This is a genomic window from Bradyrhizobium sp., assembly GCF_028868675.1.
GTDB lineage: Bacteria > Pseudomonadota > Alphaproteobacteria > Rhizobiales > Xanthobacteraceae > Bradyrhizobium.
The window spans coordinates 1-18,636 of sequence record NZ_JAGWUA010000088.1; the positions used below are offsets into that span (position 1 = coordinate 1).

At 65.3% G+C, this 18,636-nt stretch carries 19 protein-coding genes and 1 pseudogene; 13 read left to right on the forward strand and 7 right to left on the reverse strand.

Annotated elements, in window-relative coordinates:
• The 5 genes and pseudogenes from KGM94_RS13360 to KGM94_RS13380 form a co-directional block, all read left to right on the forward strand.
• Positions 1–734 (forward strand): annotated as a pseudogene (locus KGM94_RS13360) (hypothetical protein); the annotation flags it as partial.
• The gene (locus KGM94_RS13365; RefSeq protein ID WP_300259525.1) at positions 703–984 is read left to right on the forward strand and encodes a hypothetical protein; all 282 of its coding nucleotides are present in this window, start codon (positions 703–705) and stop codon (positions 982–984) included. The pseudogene KGM94_RS13360 and the gene KGM94_RS13365, both read left to right, overlap by 32 nt.
• Before the next feature lie 145 nt (positions 985–1,129).
• Entirely contained in the window at positions 1,130–2,398 is a 1,269-nt protein-coding gene (locus tag KGM94_RS13370; protein WP_300259527.1) for an efflux RND transporter periplasmic adaptor subunit, read from the forward strand.
• On the forward strand, positions 2,398–3,105 hold the full coding sequence (locus KGM94_RS13375) for an ABC transporter ATP-binding protein (protein WP_300259530.1): 708 nt from the start codon (positions 2,398–2,400) through the stop codon (positions 3,103–3,105). Before KGM94_RS13370 ends, KGM94_RS13375 begins: the two co-directional genes overlap by 1 nt.
• Entirely contained in the window at positions 3,102–4,319 is a 1,218-nt protein-coding gene (locus tag KGM94_RS13380; protein WP_300259532.1) for an ABC transporter permease, read from the forward strand. The genes KGM94_RS13375 and KGM94_RS13380 overlap by 4 nt, the downstream gene beginning before the upstream one ends.
• A 27-nt stretch (positions 4,320–4,346) precedes the next feature.
• Here KGM94_RS13380 and KGM94_RS13385 read toward each other — a convergent pair whose 3' ends face one another.
• A complete protein-coding gene (locus KGM94_RS13385; protein WP_300259534.1) occupies positions 4,347–4,982 on the reverse strand; it encodes a helix-turn-helix transcriptional regulator in 636 nt (211 codons plus the stop codon).
• 618 nt (positions 4,983–5,600) lie between these two features.
• Here KGM94_RS13385 and KGM94_RS13390 point away from each other — a divergent pair.
• Together KGM94_RS13390 and KGM94_RS13395 are read left to right on the forward strand one after the other, a co-directional pair.
• Positions 5,601–6,584 carry a response regulator transcription factor gene (locus KGM94_RS13390; RefSeq protein ID WP_300259535.1) on the forward strand — a complete coding sequence of 328 codons (984 nt, stop codon included), beginning with the start codon at positions 5,601–5,603 and terminating at the stop codon, positions 6,582–6,584.
• 217 nt (positions 6,585–6,801) lie between these two features.
• The gene (locus KGM94_RS13395) at positions 6,802–7,716 is read left to right on the forward strand and encodes a PhzF family phenazine biosynthesis protein (RefSeq protein WP_300259537.1); all 915 of its coding nucleotides are present in this window, start codon (positions 6,802–6,804) and stop codon (positions 7,714–7,716) included.
• A gap of 7 nt (positions 7,717–7,723) precedes the next feature.
• Here the strand turns inward: KGM94_RS13395 and KGM94_RS13400 are convergent, their stop codons facing one another.
• Positions 7,724–8,185 (reverse strand): DUF488 domain-containing protein, encoded by a 462-nt coding sequence (locus KGM94_RS13400; RefSeq protein ID WP_300259540.1) that lies wholly within the window; start codon positions 8,183–8,185, stop codon positions 7,724–7,726.
• 9 nt (positions 8,186–8,194) lie between these two features.
• Entirely contained in the window at positions 8,195–9,016 is an 822-nt protein-coding gene (locus KGM94_RS13405; protein ID WP_300259542.1) for a DUF72 domain-containing protein, read from the reverse strand.
• Between the two features lie 219 nt (positions 9,017–9,235).
• Between KGM94_RS13405 and KGM94_RS13410 the strand changes: the two genes are divergently transcribed.
• The 5 genes from KGM94_RS13410 (at position 9,236) to KGM94_RS13430 (ending at position 14,215) form a co-directional block, all read left to right on the forward strand.
• Positions 9,236–9,592, forward strand: a complete 357-nt coding sequence (locus KGM94_RS13410) for a hypothetical protein (protein ID WP_300259545.1) — start codon at positions 9,236–9,238, stop codon at positions 9,590–9,592.
• A 158-nt stretch (positions 9,593–9,750) separates the two neighbouring features.
• Entirely contained in the window at positions 9,751–9,948 is a 198-nt protein-coding gene (locus KGM94_RS13415; protein WP_300259547.1) for a hypothetical protein, read from the forward strand.
• A gap of 246 nt (positions 9,949–10,194) precedes the next feature.
• Entirely contained in the window at positions 10,195–11,337 is a 1,143-nt protein-coding gene (locus KGM94_RS13420) for a glycosyltransferase family 2 protein (protein ID WP_300259549.1), read from the forward strand.
• A gap of 18 nt (positions 11,338–11,355) precedes the next feature.
• The gene (locus KGM94_RS13425) at positions 11,356–12,858 is read left to right on the forward strand and encodes a glycosyltransferase family 39 protein (protein WP_300259551.1); all 1,503 of its coding nucleotides are present in this window, start codon (positions 11,356–11,358) and stop codon (positions 12,856–12,858) included.
• A gap of 208 nt (positions 12,859–13,066) precedes the next feature.
• Positions 13,067–14,215 (forward strand): DUF2778 domain-containing protein, encoded by a 1,149-nt coding sequence (locus KGM94_RS13430; RefSeq protein ID WP_300259553.1) that lies wholly within the window; start codon positions 13,067–13,069, stop codon positions 14,213–14,215.
• A 12-nt stretch (positions 14,216–14,227) separates the two neighbouring features.
• On the opposite strand, the gene KGM94_RS13435 is transcribed toward KGM94_RS13430, so the two are convergent.
• Together KGM94_RS13435 and KGM94_RS13440 are read right to left on the reverse strand one after the other, a co-directional pair.
• Entirely contained in the window at positions 14,228–14,857 is a 630-nt protein-coding gene (locus tag KGM94_RS13435; protein ID WP_300259562.1) for a glutathione binding-like protein, read from the reverse strand.
• A 17-nt stretch (positions 14,858–14,874) separates the two neighbouring features.
• Positions 14,875–15,468, reverse strand: coding sequence for a cysteine hydrolase family protein (locus tag KGM94_RS13440; RefSeq protein ID WP_300259556.1), 594 nt, complete (start codon positions 15,466–15,468; stop codon positions 14,875–14,877).
• A 132-nt stretch (positions 15,469–15,600) separates the two neighbouring features.
• Here KGM94_RS13440 and KGM94_RS13445 point away from each other — a divergent pair, with 132 nt between their 5' ends.
• On the forward strand, positions 15,601–16,440 hold the full coding sequence (locus KGM94_RS13445; protein ID WP_300259564.1) for a LysR family transcriptional regulator: 840 nt from the start codon (positions 15,601–15,603) through the stop codon (positions 16,438–16,440).
• A 192-nt stretch (positions 16,441–16,632) separates the two neighbouring features.
• On the opposite strand, the gene groL is transcribed toward KGM94_RS13445, so the two are convergent.
• Together groL and KGM94_RS13455 are read right to left on the reverse strand one after the other, a co-directional pair.
• A complete protein-coding gene (gene groL / locus KGM94_RS13450) occupies positions 16,633–18,273 on the reverse strand; it encodes a chaperonin GroEL (RefSeq protein ID WP_300259558.1) in 1,641 nt (546 codons plus the stop codon).
• Between the two features lie 33 nt (positions 18,274–18,306).
• Positions 18,307–18,621 carry a co-chaperone GroES gene (locus KGM94_RS13455; RefSeq protein ID WP_300259560.1) on the reverse strand — a complete coding sequence of 105 codons (315 nt, stop codon included), beginning with the start codon at positions 18,619–18,621 and terminating at the stop codon, positions 18,307–18,309.
• Positions 18,622–18,636: the final 15 nt, after the last annotated feature.

Here is an 18,636-nt window from a genome sequence, read left to right on the forward strand (position 1 = left end):
AACGGCAATCTCAATCAGTGATTGCGTCGCGTCGACGGCACGTATCGGGCCGTCGACGCAAATCCGGAGCGGACCGGTTCGAGGCTCGCGTTCCTCACCCCGTCCCGCCGGGAACGCTTCTCGACGAAGTCCGCTCCGTACGGCTCGAGTCTCGCGACGATCTGCACTTTGAAAATCTTGGAATGAAAGTCCTGGAATGCCGCAATGCCGAGGGGTCTGCCATGAAAACCAGAACACGCGCGCTGGCGATATTGACTTGTGGGGAGCTCATCTTTTCCGTGTTCATTGTTCGCAATGAGCCCGTGGCCAGAGACCGCCTGACCCAGCTCGCGCAGTGTTACGGCTGCGGCAATGGGAATGGCAACGGCAACGTCGGCATCCTGAACGGCAACGGGAATGGAAACTACAATTCCGGCGCTGGAAACGGCAATGGCAACGGCAATGGCAATGGCGCCCCGCAGACCAACGGTAACCTCGGCTTCATGAACGGTGGCACTGGAAACATCGGCGCCTTCAACGGGCTCGGCAATTCGAGCCCGACCAGCGGCAACAACAACATCGGTGCCGGGAACGGCAATTTCAACGGTTCCACCTACAACGGCAACGGCAACGTCGGTGCATTCAACGGGAACTTCAATGGCATCGGGAACGTCGGCACCGGCAACGGATCGAACAACGGCAACGGGAACATTGGAGCGCTCAATGGCAACTTCAACGGGAGCTTCAACCAGTAGCTTCCTGCGCTGGGCGCCGGCCGTCTATTGTGCGGTCCCGATGCTTGCTGCGGCCATCGTGTTGATGGCCGCAGGCAACGGCAACGGGAACGGGAATGGGAACGTTGGCGTCGGCAACGGCAACGGCAACACCGGCAGCTTCAACGGCAATGGCAACGCCGGAAATTTCAACGGCAACCGGAACACCACCAACCGGAACGGCAATGGGCACGTCGGCAACGGCGCCGGAAACGACGACCGCCGCCGATAGGATGGAGCCGGATTGATCGGAGCTTGATATGCGATTGCTGGTCACCACGCTCGTGCTCGGTTCAGTCGCCGCTGTGCCCACCACATCGCTTTTCCAGGCTGGCAACGGAGGCATTCTCCAGACGGTCAAATTCGAGGCGGGACGAATGTCCGGTCTGAGCGAGTTCGATGCGAGCAAGCGATACGTGACTGCGCCCGTGAAATCCGAGGAGATCGTCAAGGCCGTCATGGCCACGGGGACACTGGTTCCCGCCCTCAACGTCGAAGTCGGTTCCGTCTTGTCGGGGCAGGTGTCCAGGCTGCTCGTCGATTTCAACGACAAGGTGACGAAGGGACAGGTGCTGGCCGAGCTCGACGACCGTTCCTACGCGCTTGCAGTCGATGCGAGTCAGGCGGCGCTCGAGGGAGCCAGGTTCGAGATCAAGAGCTACGAAGCGCGGCTCAAGCGGGCGACGTTCGACCTCTGGCAGGCCGAGCACCAGCTCCCGGTTTTCCAGGCACGCGTCGATGCTGCCAACATCGCGCTCGAGACGGCGGACCGGGAGCTCAAGCGCAAGCAATGGCTTCAGGAGCGCCAGGTCGCCGCGATCGCGGACGTGCAGAACACGCAATCCCGGCGGGATGCCGCGGAGTCGTCGCTGCGGGAGGCCGAGGCAAATCTCGCCAATCAGACCGGACTCGTCTCCGCAGCCAAGGCTGACGTCGAGCGTGCACGCGCCGACCTCGCCAATGCACAGGCCGCCGAACTCAGGCTCGAGGCACTCGCGCGCAGCGCCGCCGTGGATCTCGAGCGCACGAAGATCCGATCGCCGATCGACGGGCTTGTAGTGGGGCGCAGCGTGACCGAAGGTCAGACGCTTGCGACCGGCCTCGAAGCCAAGACGCTGTTCACCATCGCAGGCGATCTCGGCAACATGGAGATCAATGCGCGGATCGACGAGAGCGATATCGCTCGCATCAAGACGGGACAGAGCGCGGGCTTCACCGTCGACGCGTTTCCGGGACGGACCTTTTCGGCCACGGTCAAGCAGATCAGGATGGCGCCGCAGGTGATCTCCAACGTCGTGACCTATACGGTGGTGTTGAAGACGCCCAATCACGACGGAATGCTGCTGCCCGGCATGACGGTCATGGCCAATATCGTGACGCAGAGGACGCAGGGGAACATGACCGTGCCGATGTCCGCGTTGCGTTACCGGCCTCGCGGCGTCCTGGCCTCGAACGAGCCAATGCCTTCGATCCCGACCGATTCGGTCTGGGTGCTGCGGAACGGAAAGGCGGTCGTGATCCCCGTCGTGAGGGGAGAGGAGGACGGCCGAAACGTCATCGTGTCCTCCGAGCAGCTCAGCCCGGCCGACGTCGTCATCGTCGGCGAGAAGGACGACGAGTCGGGCCGCCGCTATGGTACGTTCTGATGCGGATCGAGCTTCTCCAGGTCGAGCGCTCCTTTCCGCGCGGACGCGAGTGGACGGCGGGATTGCTGCCAACCTCGCTGTCCATCCGCACCGGCGAGTTCGTGGCGATCGTCGGTCCATCCGGATCCGGAAAATCGACCCTTATGAATGTCATGGGGTTGCTCGACCGGCCGACCGCAGGCAGCGTGCTGCTGGACGGCATGGATTGCGCGAAGCTCGACCGAAACGCACTCGCCCGGATTCGGAACCGTCGCATCGGTCTGGTCTTTCAGGCCTACCACCTCCTGCCGAGACAGACGGTCCTCGACAACGTCGAACTGCCGCTGACCTATGCCGGCATGAAGCGCTCCGAGAGGCGCTCGCGGGCCTGCGAGGCCATCGAGCGCGTCAAGCTCACGCACCGCATCGACCAGCTTCCGGCGTTGCTGTCGGGAGGAGAGCAGCAGCGCGCCGCGATCGCGCGGGCGATCGTCTCCAGCCCCGACGTGCTGCTGGCCGACGAGCCGACCGGCGCGCTGGACAGTGCGACGGGCACGGAGATCATGAAGGTGCTGCTCTCGCTCAATCGCGAGGGCCGGACGCTCGTCATGGTCACCCATGACGAGAAGCTCGCCAGATACGCATCCCGCATCCTTGCCATGCGCGACGGCCGGGTCGTCTCCGACACGGCAGCACAACGCTCGCGACGGATCGAGCCGGTCTCATGAGGATGACCGACCTTGCGCGCTTGTCCGCCGCCTCTCTGACGGCCGCGCCGGTCAGGAGCTGCCTGACGATGCTGGGAATCTTCATCGGCGTGGCCGCGATCACGAGCATGGCTGCGATCGGCGCCGGGGCGAAATCGAAGGTCAGCGAGCAGATCCGCTCCTTCGGGGCCAACGTGATCATGGTGAATGCGACTGCCGGGAACAGGGCGGGAATGGATCATGCCCGCAGACCGCTATCGCTCAACGACGCTGCGGCCATCGCCGAGCTGTCGTCGGTCCGGCTTGCGGCTGCTTCGGTTGCCGGCCAGGCCCGTCTCGTTCGAGGCGGCCTGAACTGGGCGACAACGGTCAACGGAACGACGCACGACCATTTCGAGATTCGGCAGTGGCGTCTCGCCGGCGGCCGCTTCTTCACCGAGCAGGAGGAGAAGGACGCAGGACAGGTCGTGGTGCTCGGAAGCCTGGTGGCACGCAAATTGTTCGAGGGGACGGAGCCCGTCGGACAGGTCATACGCATCCTCGGTGCGCCGCTGAAGGTGATCGGCGTGCTGGCCGAGAAGGGCACCTCCGGCGCCGACAGCCAGGACGACGTCGCCTTCGTGCCGATGGCCACGGCCAAGAACCGCCTCATCGGGAGCGCCGGCGGCGACCGGAATGCGGTGAACTACATCCTGGCCAGCGCGGCATCGAGTGCCGTGATCGGCGACGCGACCGAGGACATCGAGAGCCTGATGCGTCAGCGCCAACACGTGGTGAACGACGAGGACAAGGGCTTCCGAGTCGCGACCGCTGCCTCGATCGTCGCCGCACAGGAAGCGTCGACCAGAACGGTTTCGATGCTTCTTGCCGCCGTCGCCTGTGTCTCGCTGGCGGTCGGAGGTATCGGCATCATGAACATCATGCTGGTCTCGGTCACCGAGCGGACGCGCGAGATCGGCCTGAGGCTTGCGATCGGCGCCCGTCCCCGGGACATCAGGACCCAGTTCGTGATCGAGGCGGCGGCCTTGTGCACCGGTGGTGGCGTGGTCGGAGTCGCGATGGGTTTCGCGGTCGCCTCCCTGGCCGCACGGAGTGCCGGCTGGCCGGTCGTGCTGGATCCGGCCACGGCGATCGGCGCGGTCTTGTTCTCCGGCCTCGTGGGCATTCTGTTCGGGTACTATCCCGCCAAGCGTGCCGCTTCCCTCGATCCGGTGGCCGCGCTGAGGGGCGATTGACGGAGGCTGACCTGTCTGCCTTGCCGGTCAACCGTCGATGTCGTCCCTGATGCGTTCGTCCTGGCTCAACATCGACACGGCCTGCGTGCGGTTCTTCGCTTTCAGCTTCATCATGATGCTGCGCAGATGCGCCTTGACCGTGCTCTGGGAAATTCCGAGCCGATAGGCGATGAGCTTGTTCTGCATGCCGCGACGAAGCAGGTCGAGCAAGTCCATCTCCCGCGGCGTGAAGCTGACGTCCAGGGCCGGATTGGTCCGATCGTGGTCCGGGCCGACCAGCGACACCTCCTCGGCATGATCGAGGATGGATGCGTGGCGTGGTCCAAGCACCCCCTGGACCAGATCGACGGCGAAGGGAATCGATGGCAGTCCCATGACGACCGTGGAAAAGCCCAACCCGCAGAAGGCTGCGGCTTCGACATCGGCATCCTCGACCAGCGCCACCGCTGGGATCTGCTGCACGGACGGACTGAGCTCGCTCATTCGCTGCTTGACCAGCGCCAGGGAGCCAGGCTCGCAGCGTGCGAGAAACATGACGAACACATCATACTTGGGCGCCGCCGAAATCCGCTGCTCGATCCGGCAGAGTGCCGTCTCGATGCCCCTGAGGCTCATCGCCTCGCGGAGACATTCGAGGATGAGGCAGGAGCGGCCGATCAGCATCGCGCGTCCGAGTGGTGGTATCGAATTGCATTGGCGGGTGGGAAAAGTTCCCTGGTGGGCTTTCGCGCCCCCCGGCAAATGAGCCAGCTCGAATGGATTTATCCCGATGGACATGGACCGGATCGCCTAATTGTTGATCCCATTTTCCGCGCCGACGACGCGGAACAGATTGTAGAAATATGATATACAACTTAAGAGAGAAATATATGACGAATTGACCGAGTATTGCGCAAACTTGGCGATTTCCAACCGGCGCATAGGATCAAACTTTCGGTTGCAAATCCTGCCGCGTTCCCTTGCCTGACGCCTTGGCTTGGCCGCGAAATTGCCGTCTTCATTGCCAATTGCGATTTTCTTGCGTCGGCGTCGAGCGGGGCAACGAAGATAGGTCAGTCCCGCTACCGCGACGGATCATTCGGTCGGGTCCACGGTCGATCTCGACGTCGCGTCCGACACATTGCAATCTCCGCGAGCAAGATCGACGAATAGTTGATTGGATCGAATGATGATCAAAGGCTAGTTTATCGGTGCCTGCGCGGACTCTACGAATCCCCAAGAACCTTCCGGTCACCGAATAACGGTAGTCATTGTAGCGTAGATGATAGGGGAGAGCGGGATATGCCCACCCAGGCAGTTTCTGGCGACCCCGCGGTCATAGTCGTTGATGCAATGGAGTTGAGGCGTGCGTTCGTCGTTCACTTCCTGCAGGACTGGGCCGCGGCGAACAGGGTCGATCTGATATCGCTCGTGCCGGAGGACGCTCACGAAGCGTTACGAGCGGGGATCGCCTGCAAGATGATCATCTTCAATGCCGGCGAAGAAGTTTCCGCGAACTCCAATATGCTCGCCGAAATCAGGGTGTTGCGCGCGCTTGCGCCCGAGGCCTTTCTCGTCGTCATGGCAGATGAGGAGACGTCGGAGGACATCGTCGCCGTCATGCAGAGTGGCGCCGAGGGATATCTGTCCGCCAACTCATCGCCGGATCTCGCCCTGCGCGTGCTGTCCTTCGTGCTCGATGGCGGCACCTATTTTCCTCGCAGTGCCATCGCGTGCGGCCCCTTTCCCGAGGAGTCGCGGATGAAGACCGATCCGGATGGCTTGCGCGGCGTTTCATACGCGCCGACCGGTGGCGCTTTGTCGGCGGCAGATGCGAGCGGTCGCTTGTCCGTCGATTTCAGGATGACCGAGCTGAGCGGGCGGCAGAGAGCGATTCTCGAACGTCTTTGCCGGGGAGAGCCCAACAAGATCATCGGCCGAGAGCTCAATTTGCCCGAGTCGACCGTGAAGGTTCATGTTCGCGAGATCATGCGCAAGCTCGCCGTGTCGAACAGGACTCAGGTGGTGGTGGTCGCTTCGCGCCTGGGCGTCGTCGGCTCGGACGACAAGCATGCCGCGGCCGACGATGCGCGACATGGAGAGGTGTCCCCGTCCCTGGATCCGAGCGCCAGCGCATTGCCCATTTCTCCGGCCCTAGAACCGGGAGCGGACCCGGCAAAGGCATCGATCGCCGGGAATATCAGATTGTTGAATCGATTGGCGCCCCGCGAGCCCGTCCATGGCAAGGCTCCGGGAGGGGGCCAGCTGGGTTCGAAGAAGGCATAGCGAGAGCGAACGCCGCGGACGCTGAACGAGGAGCGTCGGCGCCGTCGCAATAGGCCTTTTCCGCGCGGCGCACCTTGTTCTTTCCGAACAGTCTGGCGAGTCTTCTCGCAGAGCCCAGCTGACTGCACCGAATTTTGCGACATGACGACGATCCGCGCGTCTGTACAATGCCGGTGCAGCGGCCGATTGCGGCCGGCATTTTCGGAAGAGGCAACTCATGCAGCGGCGCTACGTCACGGTCGACGTCTTCACCAATCGTGCCTTCGGCGGCAACCCGCTCGCCGTCGTGCTCGACGCAGGCGGGCTCACCACGGCGCAGATGCAGGCGATTGCGACCGAGTTCAATTATTCCGAGACGACCTTCGTGCTGCCGCCCCGCGACCAGCAGCACGACGCGCATGTGCGCATCTTCACGCCGGTCCGAGAGCTTCCATTTGCCGGGCATCCCAATGTCGGCACCGCCTTCGTGCTGGCGACGCTCGCGCGCGAGCCGAAGCAGCGGTTGCTGTTCGAGGAGCAGGCGGGACTCGTGCCGGTCGACGTTTTCAGGGAACAGGGCCGGGTGGTCGGCGCGGAGCTGACCGCGCCGCAAGCCTTGACGCGCGCCTCCGAGTTGTCCGCGGTCGACGTGGCCGCCTGTATCTCCTTGAGCGCGGGAGACGTCAGGCTGGATCGTCACGCGGCGCAGGTGGTCGGCGTCGGAACGCCGTTCGTGGTGGCGGAGTTGCGCTCGCGCGACGCGGTGCGGCGGGCGAGGCCCGACGCTGCGGCGTTCGGTCGGATGCTGCCGCGCGACGGCGCCTTCGCCGTCTATTTCTACACGTGCGACGTGCCGGCAGCAGAGGCGCCCTGCGACCTTCAGGCGCGGATGTTCTTTCCCGGCGCCAGCGGCCTGATCGAGGATCCCGCGACCGGCAGCGCCACCGTCGCAGCTGCGGCGCTCCTCGCCGACATCGATCCCCGGCGCGACGGTGAGTTGAAGCTCACGATCGGGCAGGGGGTCGACATGGGCCGGCCGAGCCTGCTGCTGACGCGCGCGCGCAAGGAGGGCGGCGGCATTCTCTCCGCCCATGTCGGCGGCAGTTGCGTGCAGATGATGGAGGGGACGTTTGGGTTGAAGGGCGAGGCGTAATGGCCGCTCAAACCAGCCGCCCCGCCAAATTCTCCGTCTTCACCCCGTCGCGCGCCTCGATGACCTCGGCGATCATCTGGCGGTGGCAATGGGTGTGGTCGCGCTCGTAGCAGAGCAGGCAGACGGGACCGGCCTTCTTCACCAGCGCGGAGAGCTGGTCGAGCTCTTCCTTCGCCTGCGGCGTCTTCAGATGTTTCGTGTAGATGTTCTCCAGCACCGCGTAATCGCCGCTGCGCGCGGCGAGGCGGCCTTGCTTCGGCGTGCCGAGTGCGGCTAGATGCACATAGGCGATGCCGCGCTCGTCGAGGCCGGCTGCGAGCTGCTTCTTGGAGAAGCCCGGGCGCCGCGAGGACGTCACCGCGCGCACGTCGACCACGAGCTTGACGCCGGCGCGCTCGAGCTCGTCCAGCACCGCCCTGGGCGGCGTCTGCTCGTAGCCGATGGTGAACAGTTTCTTCGCTTTGGCCATGCAAGAACCTCAGGCGACCCGGGAGATCAGTTCCATGGCACCGGCAGGCGCGCGCACCTTGCCCTCGTGGATGACATAGGCGAACACGTCGCGCGGCTCCTTCTTCGGCTTCGCCTCGTCAACCCGGGGCAGGTCATCGGGTTCGCTCCCTTCGGCCCAGAGCTGGAGGCGCCTGGCCCAGGCGTCGAGCTCCTTCGGCGGATAGCAGGTCTTGATATCGTCATTGCCCTTCTGCAGCCGCGCATAGACGAAGTCGCTGACGACGTCGGCAATCGCCGGATATTTGCCGTGCTCGGCGAACACCACGGGCGTCTCGAACTGTCGCAGCAGCGCCACGAAATCCGGCGTGCAGAAGCTGTCGTGGCGGACCTCGACGACGTGGCGCAGTGCTCGGCCGTCGAGCTTGCGCGGCAAGAGCTCGAGGAACTTGCCGAAATCGGCACCGTCGAACTTCTTGGTTGGCGCGAACTGCCAGAGCACGGGTCCGAGCCTGTCGCGCAGTTCCATCACGCCGGAATCGTAGAAGCGCTTGATGGAATCGCCGGCTTCCGCCAGCACGCGGCGGTTGGTGGCAAAGCGCGGGCCCTTGACGGAGAAGACGAAGCCGTCGGGCACCTCGGAGGCCCATTTGCGAAAGCTTTCTGGCTTCTGCGAGCCGTAATAGGTGCCGTTGATCTCGATCGAGGTCAGCTTCGAGGCGGCGTAGGACAGCTCCTTGGCCTGCGCGAGCTTCTCCGGATAAAACACCCCGCGCCACGGCTCGAAGGTCCAGCCGCCGACGCCGATGAAGATGTTGCCGGACTTTGCCGACGCGGTCTTTGCCTTGGCCACGGATGATCTCGCGGACTGGGAGGAGGGGGGCTCATCCTAGAGCATGATCCGGAAAAGTGCGAAGCGGTTTTCCGAAAAGATCATGCTCAAACAATAACCTGAAGCGTGATGACGATTCATCCCGGTCTTATCGCGCTTTAGTCAAAGCAGATTTGATTGGCCAGTTGCGACGTCCGCTCTAAGCTCCCGGCGCCAGACCGGCGCAACGAGGAGAACAAGATGCGGACGCTCGCCGCGGCGCTACTCATCATGATGACATCTGCTGCCATCGCCGACGACGTGCAGGACGCGCACAAACTCGCGATTCAGGGGCGCGACGACTACTGGCATTGTCTGGCGCGACAATATCAGAGCGAGGCCAATCAGGGGCTTTCGGACCAGGATTTTGGCCGCGAGGTCGCCGGCGCCTGTCCGTCGGAACGCCAGAACTACCGGGTGACGCTGCTCGATTACCTGACGGTGCAATATCCCAACATCGATTCGGCCGCCCATCTCGCCACCGCGAACCGGGCGGTCGAAGCGGCGCAAAAGGACATCGTGACGGCGTTTGTGAAGCGCCGGGCGCCGGGGAGATAGCGAATGGCGAATGGCGAGTAGCGAATGGCGAATAGGGAGGCTGACGAGTATGTCTGGCCCATTCGCCATTCGCTATTCGCCACTCGCCTTCCAGGCTCTTCCAGCTCCGCACTTTTCCATGATATCTAGGAACGCTACTGGAACAGGAATGGGCTCACATGTCGTCTGAGTCGGTCGGAGGCATTTTGGGCGCGATCGTCGCGGCGGTCGTGCTTGCGGTCGCCGTCGTGTTTGGCCCAATCGGACAATTCGGCAAGCCGGCGAGGCCCGCCAAAGTCGAGCAGCCGGCTGCCGCGCCCGCGCCCGCGGTACCCGCCCCGCGCGGGCCGGTGATTCGGGAGGTCCCCAACCAATAGGAACCGCCCACCCCTTGCGGAGGGCCGCCGGGGTTCCTATCTAGCTTCGTAACGGCGACGTCGCAGCCAAACAGCTCCGCCGCCGGTACGGCCTTGGAATGGCATGGCAGCGCCGGATGTACGCGCGCCCGTTGTTCCGGGGTCGTTGGTATTTTTGGCCCCCATTTGGGGCTTTTCTCCGCGAGCCCAGCCTCGGCATTCCCCGGCTTGGCATTGTCTGGCGCGGCAGATATACGCTTCCCCGCCATGAATGAAGCGATCAGACCGGGCGCCCAAACCCCGCCGCAGGCCCAGCCGGCTTCCGGGGCGCCGGAACTGTCCGTCGTCGTTCCCACCTTCAACGAGCGCGACAACGTCACGGTGCTGTACCGCCGGCTGGAGGCGACGCTGGCCGGCATCGCCTGGGAGGTGGTGTTCGTCGACGACAATTCGCCCGACGGCACCTGGGACGTCGTTCGCGACCTTGCGCAGCGCGACAGCCGGGTGCGCTGCATCCGCCGCATCGGCCGCCGCGGCCTGTCGGGCGCCTGCATCGAAGGCATCCTCGCCTCCAGCGCGCCCTATGCCGCGGTGATCGACGCCGACCTGCAGCACGACGAGACGCAGCTGCCCAAGATGCTGGGGCTGCTGCGCGCCGGCCAGGCCGAGCTCGTCGTCGGCAGCCGCTATATCGAGGGCTACAAGAGCGAGGGTTTCGACCAGCAACGCGCCGGCGCCAGCGCGCTCGCCACCGAGATCGCCAAGAAGATGCTGCGGGTCGAGATCGCCGACCCCATGAGCGGCTTCTTCATGATCCGCCGCGACCGTTTCGAGCAATTGGCGCCGAAGCTGTCGGTGCACGGCTTCAAGATACTGCTCGACGTCGTCGCCTCCGCCCGCGGCACGCTGCGCGCGGTCGAGATTCCCTATACCTTCGGCGCGCGCCAGCACGGCGAGAGCAAGCTCGATTCGATGGTCGCGCTGGACTTTCTGGGGCTGGTGCTGGCGAAGCTGACCAACGACGCGGTCTCGCTGCGCTTCCTGCTGTTCGCGATGGTCGGCTCGATCGGCCTCGTCGTGCATCTGACCACGCTGTTCATCGCGCTCGAGCTGATCAAGGTGCCGTTCGCGGAGGCGCAGGCCTCCGGCGCCCTCGTCGCCATGACCAGCAATTTCATCCTCAACAACTTCCTCACCTATCGCGACCAGCGCCTGAAGGGCTTTGCGATCGTGCGCGGCCTGATCGCCTTCTACATCGTCTGCAGCGTCGGCCTGTTCGCCAATGTCGGCGTCGCCTTCTCGGTCTACGACCAGGAGCCGATCTGGTGGCTGGCGGGAATGGCGGGCGCGCTGATGGGCGTGGTGTGGAACTACGCGATGTCCGGACTGTTCGTCTGGCGCAAGAAGTAGCGCGCCAGGGGACCCGGCATGGGCGGGGCTGACGCAACTATCATCCGCAACACCGCGCTCGTGATCCTCGCGCTGATCGTGCTGCGGCTGGTCGCGGCCGCGTTCACGCCGATCACCTTCGACGAAGCCTATTACTGGATGTGGTCGAAGCATCTGGCCGGCGGCTATTACGACCACCCGCCGATGGTCGCCCTCGTGATCCGCGCCGGCACCATGATCGCCGGCGACACCGAATTCGGCGTGCGGCTGGTGTCGATTCTGCTCGCGCTGCCGATGAGCTATGCGGTGTATCGCTCGGCCGCGATCCTGTTCGGCGGAGCGCGCGTCGCCGCCACCAGCGCGATCCTGCTCAACGTCACGATGATGGCCGCGGTCGGCACCATGATCGTCACGCCGGATGCGCCGCTGCTGGTCGCCTCGAGCTTCGTGCTGTTCTGCCTCGCCAAGGTGCTGGAGACCGGCCGCGGCGCCTGGTGGCTCGGGGTCGGCGTCGCGGTCGGCCTGGCGCTGCTGTCGAAATACACCGCGCTATTCTTCGGGCTGGCGATCCTGATCTGGCTGGTCGCGATTCCGAAGCTGCGGCGCTGGCTCGTCTCGCCCTGGCCCTATCTCGGCGGCATCATCGCGTTTGCGATCTTCTCGCCGGTGATCGCCTGGAACTCGCAGCACCAGTGGGTCTCGTTCATCAAGCAGATGGGCCGGGCGCGGATCTCGGATTTCCGGCCCGCCTACATCGCCGAATTGATTCCGACCCAGTTCGCCTTCGCCACGCCGCTGGTCTTCATCCTGGGCGCGATGGGACTCTACGCGCTCGCCAGGCGCAGGGTCGGCGCGTCCGCCTCGCGCGTGCTGATCGAAACCATGGTCTGGACCATCGTCGCCTATTTCGTCTGGCATTCGCTGCACGCCCGCGTCGAGGCCAACTGGTTCGCCCCGATCTATCCGGCATTCGCAGTCGCGGCCGCCGTCGCGGCCCGTCTCGTGCAATGGCGGCCGCGCCAGCAGCGGGTGGTCGATTTTTGCCGGCGCTGGGCCGCGCCGCTCGGCATCGTGATGTTCGCGGGCCTCGTCGTGCAGGCCAACACCGGCGTGCTGTCCGGCTATCGCCGCGATGCCACCGTGCGCAGCGTCGGCGTCGGCTGGCGCGAGCTTGCGGCGCAGATCGAGGCGGTGCGCGCGCGCACGGGGGCGAGTTGCATTCTCGCGCCGGACTACGGCACCACGGCCTGGCTGTCGTTCTATCTGCCGCGCGGCACCTGCGTGGTGCAGCAGGCCCAGCGCATCCGCTGGGTCAACATGCCGGAGCCCGATCCGGCGCTGCTCGCGGGCAAGCTGCTCTATGTCGACGAGCCGCGCGCCGAAGGCCATCCGTTCCTCAACGACGTCTTCTCGCGGGTCACGCGCGTTGCGGATCTCACGCGCAAGCGCGGACCGCTGGTCGTCGAGACCTACGGCATCGAGTTGCTGGAGGGTGCGAAGGGCGACGTTCTCGACCGCTCGCCGCCGCCGGAAACGCAGTGAAATTCGCCTGCTAAACCATAGTAATACCAGGCTTTTTCCCGGAATGGGACAGCGTTAACGAATTGCCCCACATTCGCCTGAACTTAATCCGCATTTAACGAAAAGTCGCCTTAATGACGCTCCGCCCCTCTGCGAGACGCTGCGCACGAACCTGACCAGCAGCGGCACTTGAAGGGGGACTAGTGGAACCGTCCTGGACGCAAGGCGAATGAGTACGAGTATCGCTGCGCAGAGTAACGCGGCACGGAAGTCCAAGAAGTCTTCTCGGAAATCTTCCCGGAAAGCCAATTCTCAAAACCTTTTTGGCGCCGCCGCGATCGGCTGCCTGGTGTTGGGCGCCGGCTGGGCCGTGTACAGCAACATTCTTGCCGCCAGCGTCTATCCGACGCTCGGTGCTGCCGGTTACGTCGAGCCCGTGATCAAGCGCGCGCCGAAAGTTGCGATGCGCGAGGCGGGCGAGGCCGTGCGGGAAGTTTTCGCCATGCTGCCCGTGCAGGCGGTTGCGCCGATCAGCCGAGAGATGTTCAACGAGCGCTTCGCCGCCGCGGCCGCGCAGGGCGTCCCGTCGAATGCCGCGGCGGCAGCTCCGCAGGTCGCCGAAGCCGCGCCGAAATCTGCTGACGCCGTGAAGGTCGCGGAAGCGCCGAAGGCCCAGGATCCGGCTAAACTCGCCGATGCGGCGAAGGCCAGGCGCGGCGCGGATGCGCCGATGAAGCTGGCGCTCAACGAGCCCGCGCAGAGCGCACGCGCGCCTGATGCCAGGCCGAAATCCGGTCTTCGCGACATGGCCGATCGCGCCAAGGCGGCGGTGATGGGCCTCGCCTCGCACGACAAGCCGTCGATGGTGGAAAGACTCTGGGGCAAGCCCGAGCCGCACGGCGGGCTGCTCGCCTATGCCTCGGCCGATGCCAGCATCACCGCAACCATCGCGCCGAAGGAGCAGAACCCGATGCTCGGCGGCTCGCCGCCCTATGATCGCGAAACCGCGGTCTACGACATCACGGCCAAGACGGTTTACCTGCCGGACGGCACGAAGCTCGAGGCGCATTCCGGCCTCGGCTCCAATCTCGACGATCCCCGCTCGGCGCGCATCCGCATGCGCGGCGTGACGCCGCCGCACATCTACACGCTGAAGCCGCGCGAGGCGCTGTTCCACGGTGTGCCCGCGCTGCGGCTGACGCCGATCGGCGGCGAGGACGCGATCTTCGGCCGAGACGGGCTGCTCGCGCATACCTTCATGCTCGGGCAGAACGGCGATTCCAACGGCTGCGTGTCGTTCCGCGATTACTACGCCTTCCTCGATGCCTACCGGAACAAGGGCATCCGGAAGCTCGCCGTGGTGGCGCGGGTGGAGTGAGGCTTTCGCCGCTCATGGCGCGACCGTCTTGCTCAACGCCATCTCCGTCCTGATCGCCTCGCTGACCATCGGACGCGCCCGGATGCGTGCGAGATAGCTCGCAAGTTGTGGCCGGCCGTCGATGTCGACGCCGCAATGGCGCAGCAGCAGAAGCGCCCACGCCAGATAGCCGTCCGCCACCGTGAAGCGGTCGCCGACGAGATAGTCGCGGCCGGCGAGGTGGCTTGCGGCGTGGTCGACCGTCTGCCCGATCCGTTCACGTGCGCTCGCCTTGGCGGCCTCGTCCTTGTACCAGAAGGTCGGGAACAGAAATCCCTTGTGCATCTCGGTGCCGATGAAGCTCAGCCATTCCTGCAGGCGGTAGCGGCCGGGATCGCCGGGCCGCGGCGCGAGCTCCGCATGCGGGTTGAGGTCGGCGATGTATTGCAGCACGGCGGCACTTTCGGTCAGCCGGTCGCCGCTATCGAGGATCAGCACGGGCACGGCGCCCTTGGGCGAGATCGCCAAGAAGTCCGCATCGTCCTCGATCCGCTTCTTGCTCCAGAGATGCACGAGGTGGTAGCGCGCCTCGATGCCGGCCTCCATCAGCGCGATGCGGCTGGCGAGCGAGCAGGCCATCGGCCAGAAATAGAGTTGCAGCATGTCGTGCGCCCCGTTGGTCACTTCAGCTCGTCGCTGGGCACGATGATCGCAAAGCGGTCGGACAGCTCGACGAGCGCGACGTCATGGATGAGGCTGGCTGCGACCGCGCCGCCGCGTCCGTCGGGCAGGTCGCGCGTCGCGCAGGCGTCGGCAGCGATCGTGGCGCGGTAGCCGAGATCGAGCGCCGCGCGCGCGGTCGAAGAGACGCACATATGCGTCATGAAGCCGGCGAGCACGAGGTTCTGGCGCCCGGTCGCCGCGATGCGTGCCTGGAGGTCGGTGCCGGCAAAGGCGTTCGGCAGCGGCTTCTCGACCACCGGCTCGCTTGCCAGCGGCGTCAGGCTTTCGACGATCGCACCGCGAGGAGCTTCGCGGTCGAACAGGCCGCCCGCCTTGCCCTTGTGCGCGACATGGATGATGGCCGCGCCGCTCTGCCGCGCCCGCGCCAGCAGGCGCGCGGCGTGGGCAATGGCGGCCTCCGCTCCGGGCAGCGCGAGCGGGCCGGATGTGTATTCGTTCTGCAGGTCGATCAGGACGAGGCAGGCGTCGGCGAGCCGGGGCGGGGTCAGGTCGGCGCCGGCGAGTTCGAGCAGGGTCTTTGGAGCGATCATGGCGGAGCAGCCTCTTCGACAAGGTTTGGTCGGGAGCAAGACTAACGCCGGCAGTGCCTGCTTTCATGCAGGATGTTTGCAGCATGTGGCTGCAAATTTGCAGGCGGCGAGGGTTTCGTGCTACGGCCGGCGATGAACTGGGATGATCTGCGCATCATCGCGGCGGTGAGGGACGAGGGCACCTATGCCGGCGCCAGCGCCCGGTTGCGCATCGACGAGACCACGGTCGGCCGGCGGCTCGCCCGCGTCCAGCGCGAGCTCGGCGTGCCGCTGTTCGAGGCGGTGGACGGCCTGCGCAAGCCGACCCGCCACTGCGAGACCGTGCTGGAGCACGTCAGGGCGATGGCCGCGCACGTCGCCGCGATCGACCGCATCGGCGAGAGCCAGCCCGGCCCGACCGGCCGGCTGCGCATTGCGTCCACCAATTCGGTTGCCGAGGAATTGCTGGCGCCGCGCGCCGCGGCCTTCCTGCGCGATCACCCGGGGCTCAGCCTGCAATTCCTGACCTCCAGCGAGAACGTCAAGTTCTCGCGCTGGCAGGCCGACCTCGCCATCCGCCTGCGCAAGCCGGACAAGGGCGATTTCACGATTGCGAAGCTCGCCGACGTCCGGCTGTATTTCTTCGAGCCCGCCGACGGCATCGACCCTGAGCCGATCGTCTGCGCCTATCCGGACGAGCTCGACGCCATCCCCGAGGCGCAGTACTTGCGCGCGAAGCGGCTGCGGAACCGGCGCGTCGTCACCGACAACGTCCGCGTTATCGCGGCGCTGATCGCCTCGCGCCAGGCGGTCGGCGTGCTGCCCGAACATAGCTGCGCGGCGCTGCTGGCCGACCCGGGCCTGCGCGCCACGTTGCTTCCGAAGCGCCGCGACGTCTGGCTCCTGGTGCAGAACCACCTCCGCCGCGATCCCGCCGCGCGCCTGACCATCGACTGGGTACGCCGGTGTTTTGCCGAGGTTGGACGGGATTAGGAGACGTCGTCATCCGGGCTCGCGCTTCCCGCGCACCGGCATGACGAGGAGAGTCCCACGAACAAAAACCCCGGCATCGCTGCCGGGGTCTTCGCATGTCGTTGAGAGAGGCCTCGGATCTGCCGTGCTCCGCACTGGACGATGCTTTCCATCGCCAGGCGCGCTGCACGGCGTCCGGGACGACTTCGTCGATCAGAAGTCCATGCCGCCCATGCCGCCGCCCGGAGGCATCGCGGGGCCGGCGGCTGCCTTCTTCGGCAGTTCGGCGACCATGGCCTCGGTGGTGATCAGCAGCGCCGCCACGGAGGAGGCGTTCTGGATCGCGGTGCGCACGACCTTGGTCGGGTCGATGATGCCCTTGGCGACCAGGTTGACGTACTCGCCCGACTGGGAGTCGAAGCCGTAGGCGTACTGATCCTTCTCCAGGATCTTGCCCACGATCACCGAGCCGTCCTCGCCGGCGTTGATCGCGATCTGGCGGGCCGGCGCCGACAGCGCCTTGCGCACGATCTCGACGCCGGTCTTCTGGTCGTCGTTCTGGGTGCGGACGTTCTTCAGCTTCTCGGAGGCGCGCAGCAGCGCGACGCCGCCGCCCGGCAGAATGCCTTCCTCGACCGCCGCGCGGGTCGCATGCATCGCGTCATCAACGCGATCCTTGCGCTCCTTGACCTCGACCTCGGTCGCGCCGCCGACGCGGATCACCGCGACGCCGCCCGCGAGCTTGGCGAGACGCTCCTGCAGCTTCTCGCGGTCGTAGTCCGAGGTGGTCTCCTCGATCTGCGCCTTGATCTGCGCCACGCGCGCCTCGATGTCGGCCTTCTTGCCGGCGCCGTTGACGATCGTGGTGTTCTCCTTGTCGATCATCACCTTCTTGGCGCGACCGAGCATGTTGAGCGTGACGTTCTCGAGCTTGATGCCGAGATCTTCCGAGATCGCCTGGCCGCCGGTCAGGATCGCGATGTCCTGCAGCATGGCCTTGCGGCGGTCGCCGAAGCCCGGAGCCTTGACGGCCGCGACCTTCAGGCCGCCGCGCAGGCGATTCACGACGAGCGTGGCGAGCGCCTCGCCTTCGACGTCCTCGGCGACGATGACCAGCGGCTTGCCGGTCTGTACCACGGCCTCGAGCAGCGGCAGCAGCTCGTTGAGCGAGGACAGCTTCTTCTCGTTGATCAGGATGTAGGCGTCATCCATCTCGACGCGCATCTTGTCGGCGTTGGTGACGAAATAGGGCGAGATGTAGCCGCGGTCGAACTGCATGCCCTCGACGACGTCGAGCTCGGTCTCGAGCGACTTCGCTTCCTCGACGGTGATGACGCCCTCGTTGCCGACCTTCTTCATGGCGTCGGCGAGGAACTTGCCGATCTCGGCGTCGCCGTTGGCCGAGATGGTGCCGACCTGGGCGATCTCCTCGTTCGAGGTGACCTTCTTGGTGTTCTTCTCGAGGTCCGCGACCACGGCGTCGACGGCGAGGTCGATACCGCGCTTGAGGTCCATCGGGTTCATGCCGGCGGCAACCGCCTTGGCGCCTTCGCGGACGATCGCGGCGGCGAGCACGGTCGCGGTGGTGGTGCCGTCGCCGGCCGCATCAGCGGACTTGGAGGCGACTTCGCGCACCATCTGGGCGCCCATGTTCTCGAACTTGTCGTCGAGCTCGATCTCCTTGGCGACGGTGACGCCGTCCTTGGTGATGCGGGGCGCGCCGAACGACTTGTCGAGCACGACGTTGCGGCCCTTCGGGCCGAGCGTCACCTTGACGGCGTTGGCGAGGATGTCGACGCCGCGCAGCATCTTGTCACGCGCGTCAACGCCGAATTTCACTTCTTTGGCTGACATGGATTGCTTCCTTTAATGTGAGGGGAGACGCGCTCAGGCGGCTTTCTTCTTCGAACCGGCGTCAACGATGACGCCCATGATGTCGCTTTCCTTCATGATCAGGACGTCCTGACCATCGATCTTCACTTCGGTGCCCGACCATTTGCCGAACAGCACGACATCGCCGACCTTGAGGTCGATCGGGATCAGCTTGCCGGCTTCGTCGCGGCCACCCGGGCCGACGGCGACGATCTCGCCCTGCGACGGCTTTTCCTTCGCGTTGTCGGGAATGATGATGCCGCCCTTGGTTTTCTCCTCGGCGTCGATGCGCTTGACCACGACGCGGTCGTGAAGCGGACGGAATTTCATGCAGTCCTCCTAAGT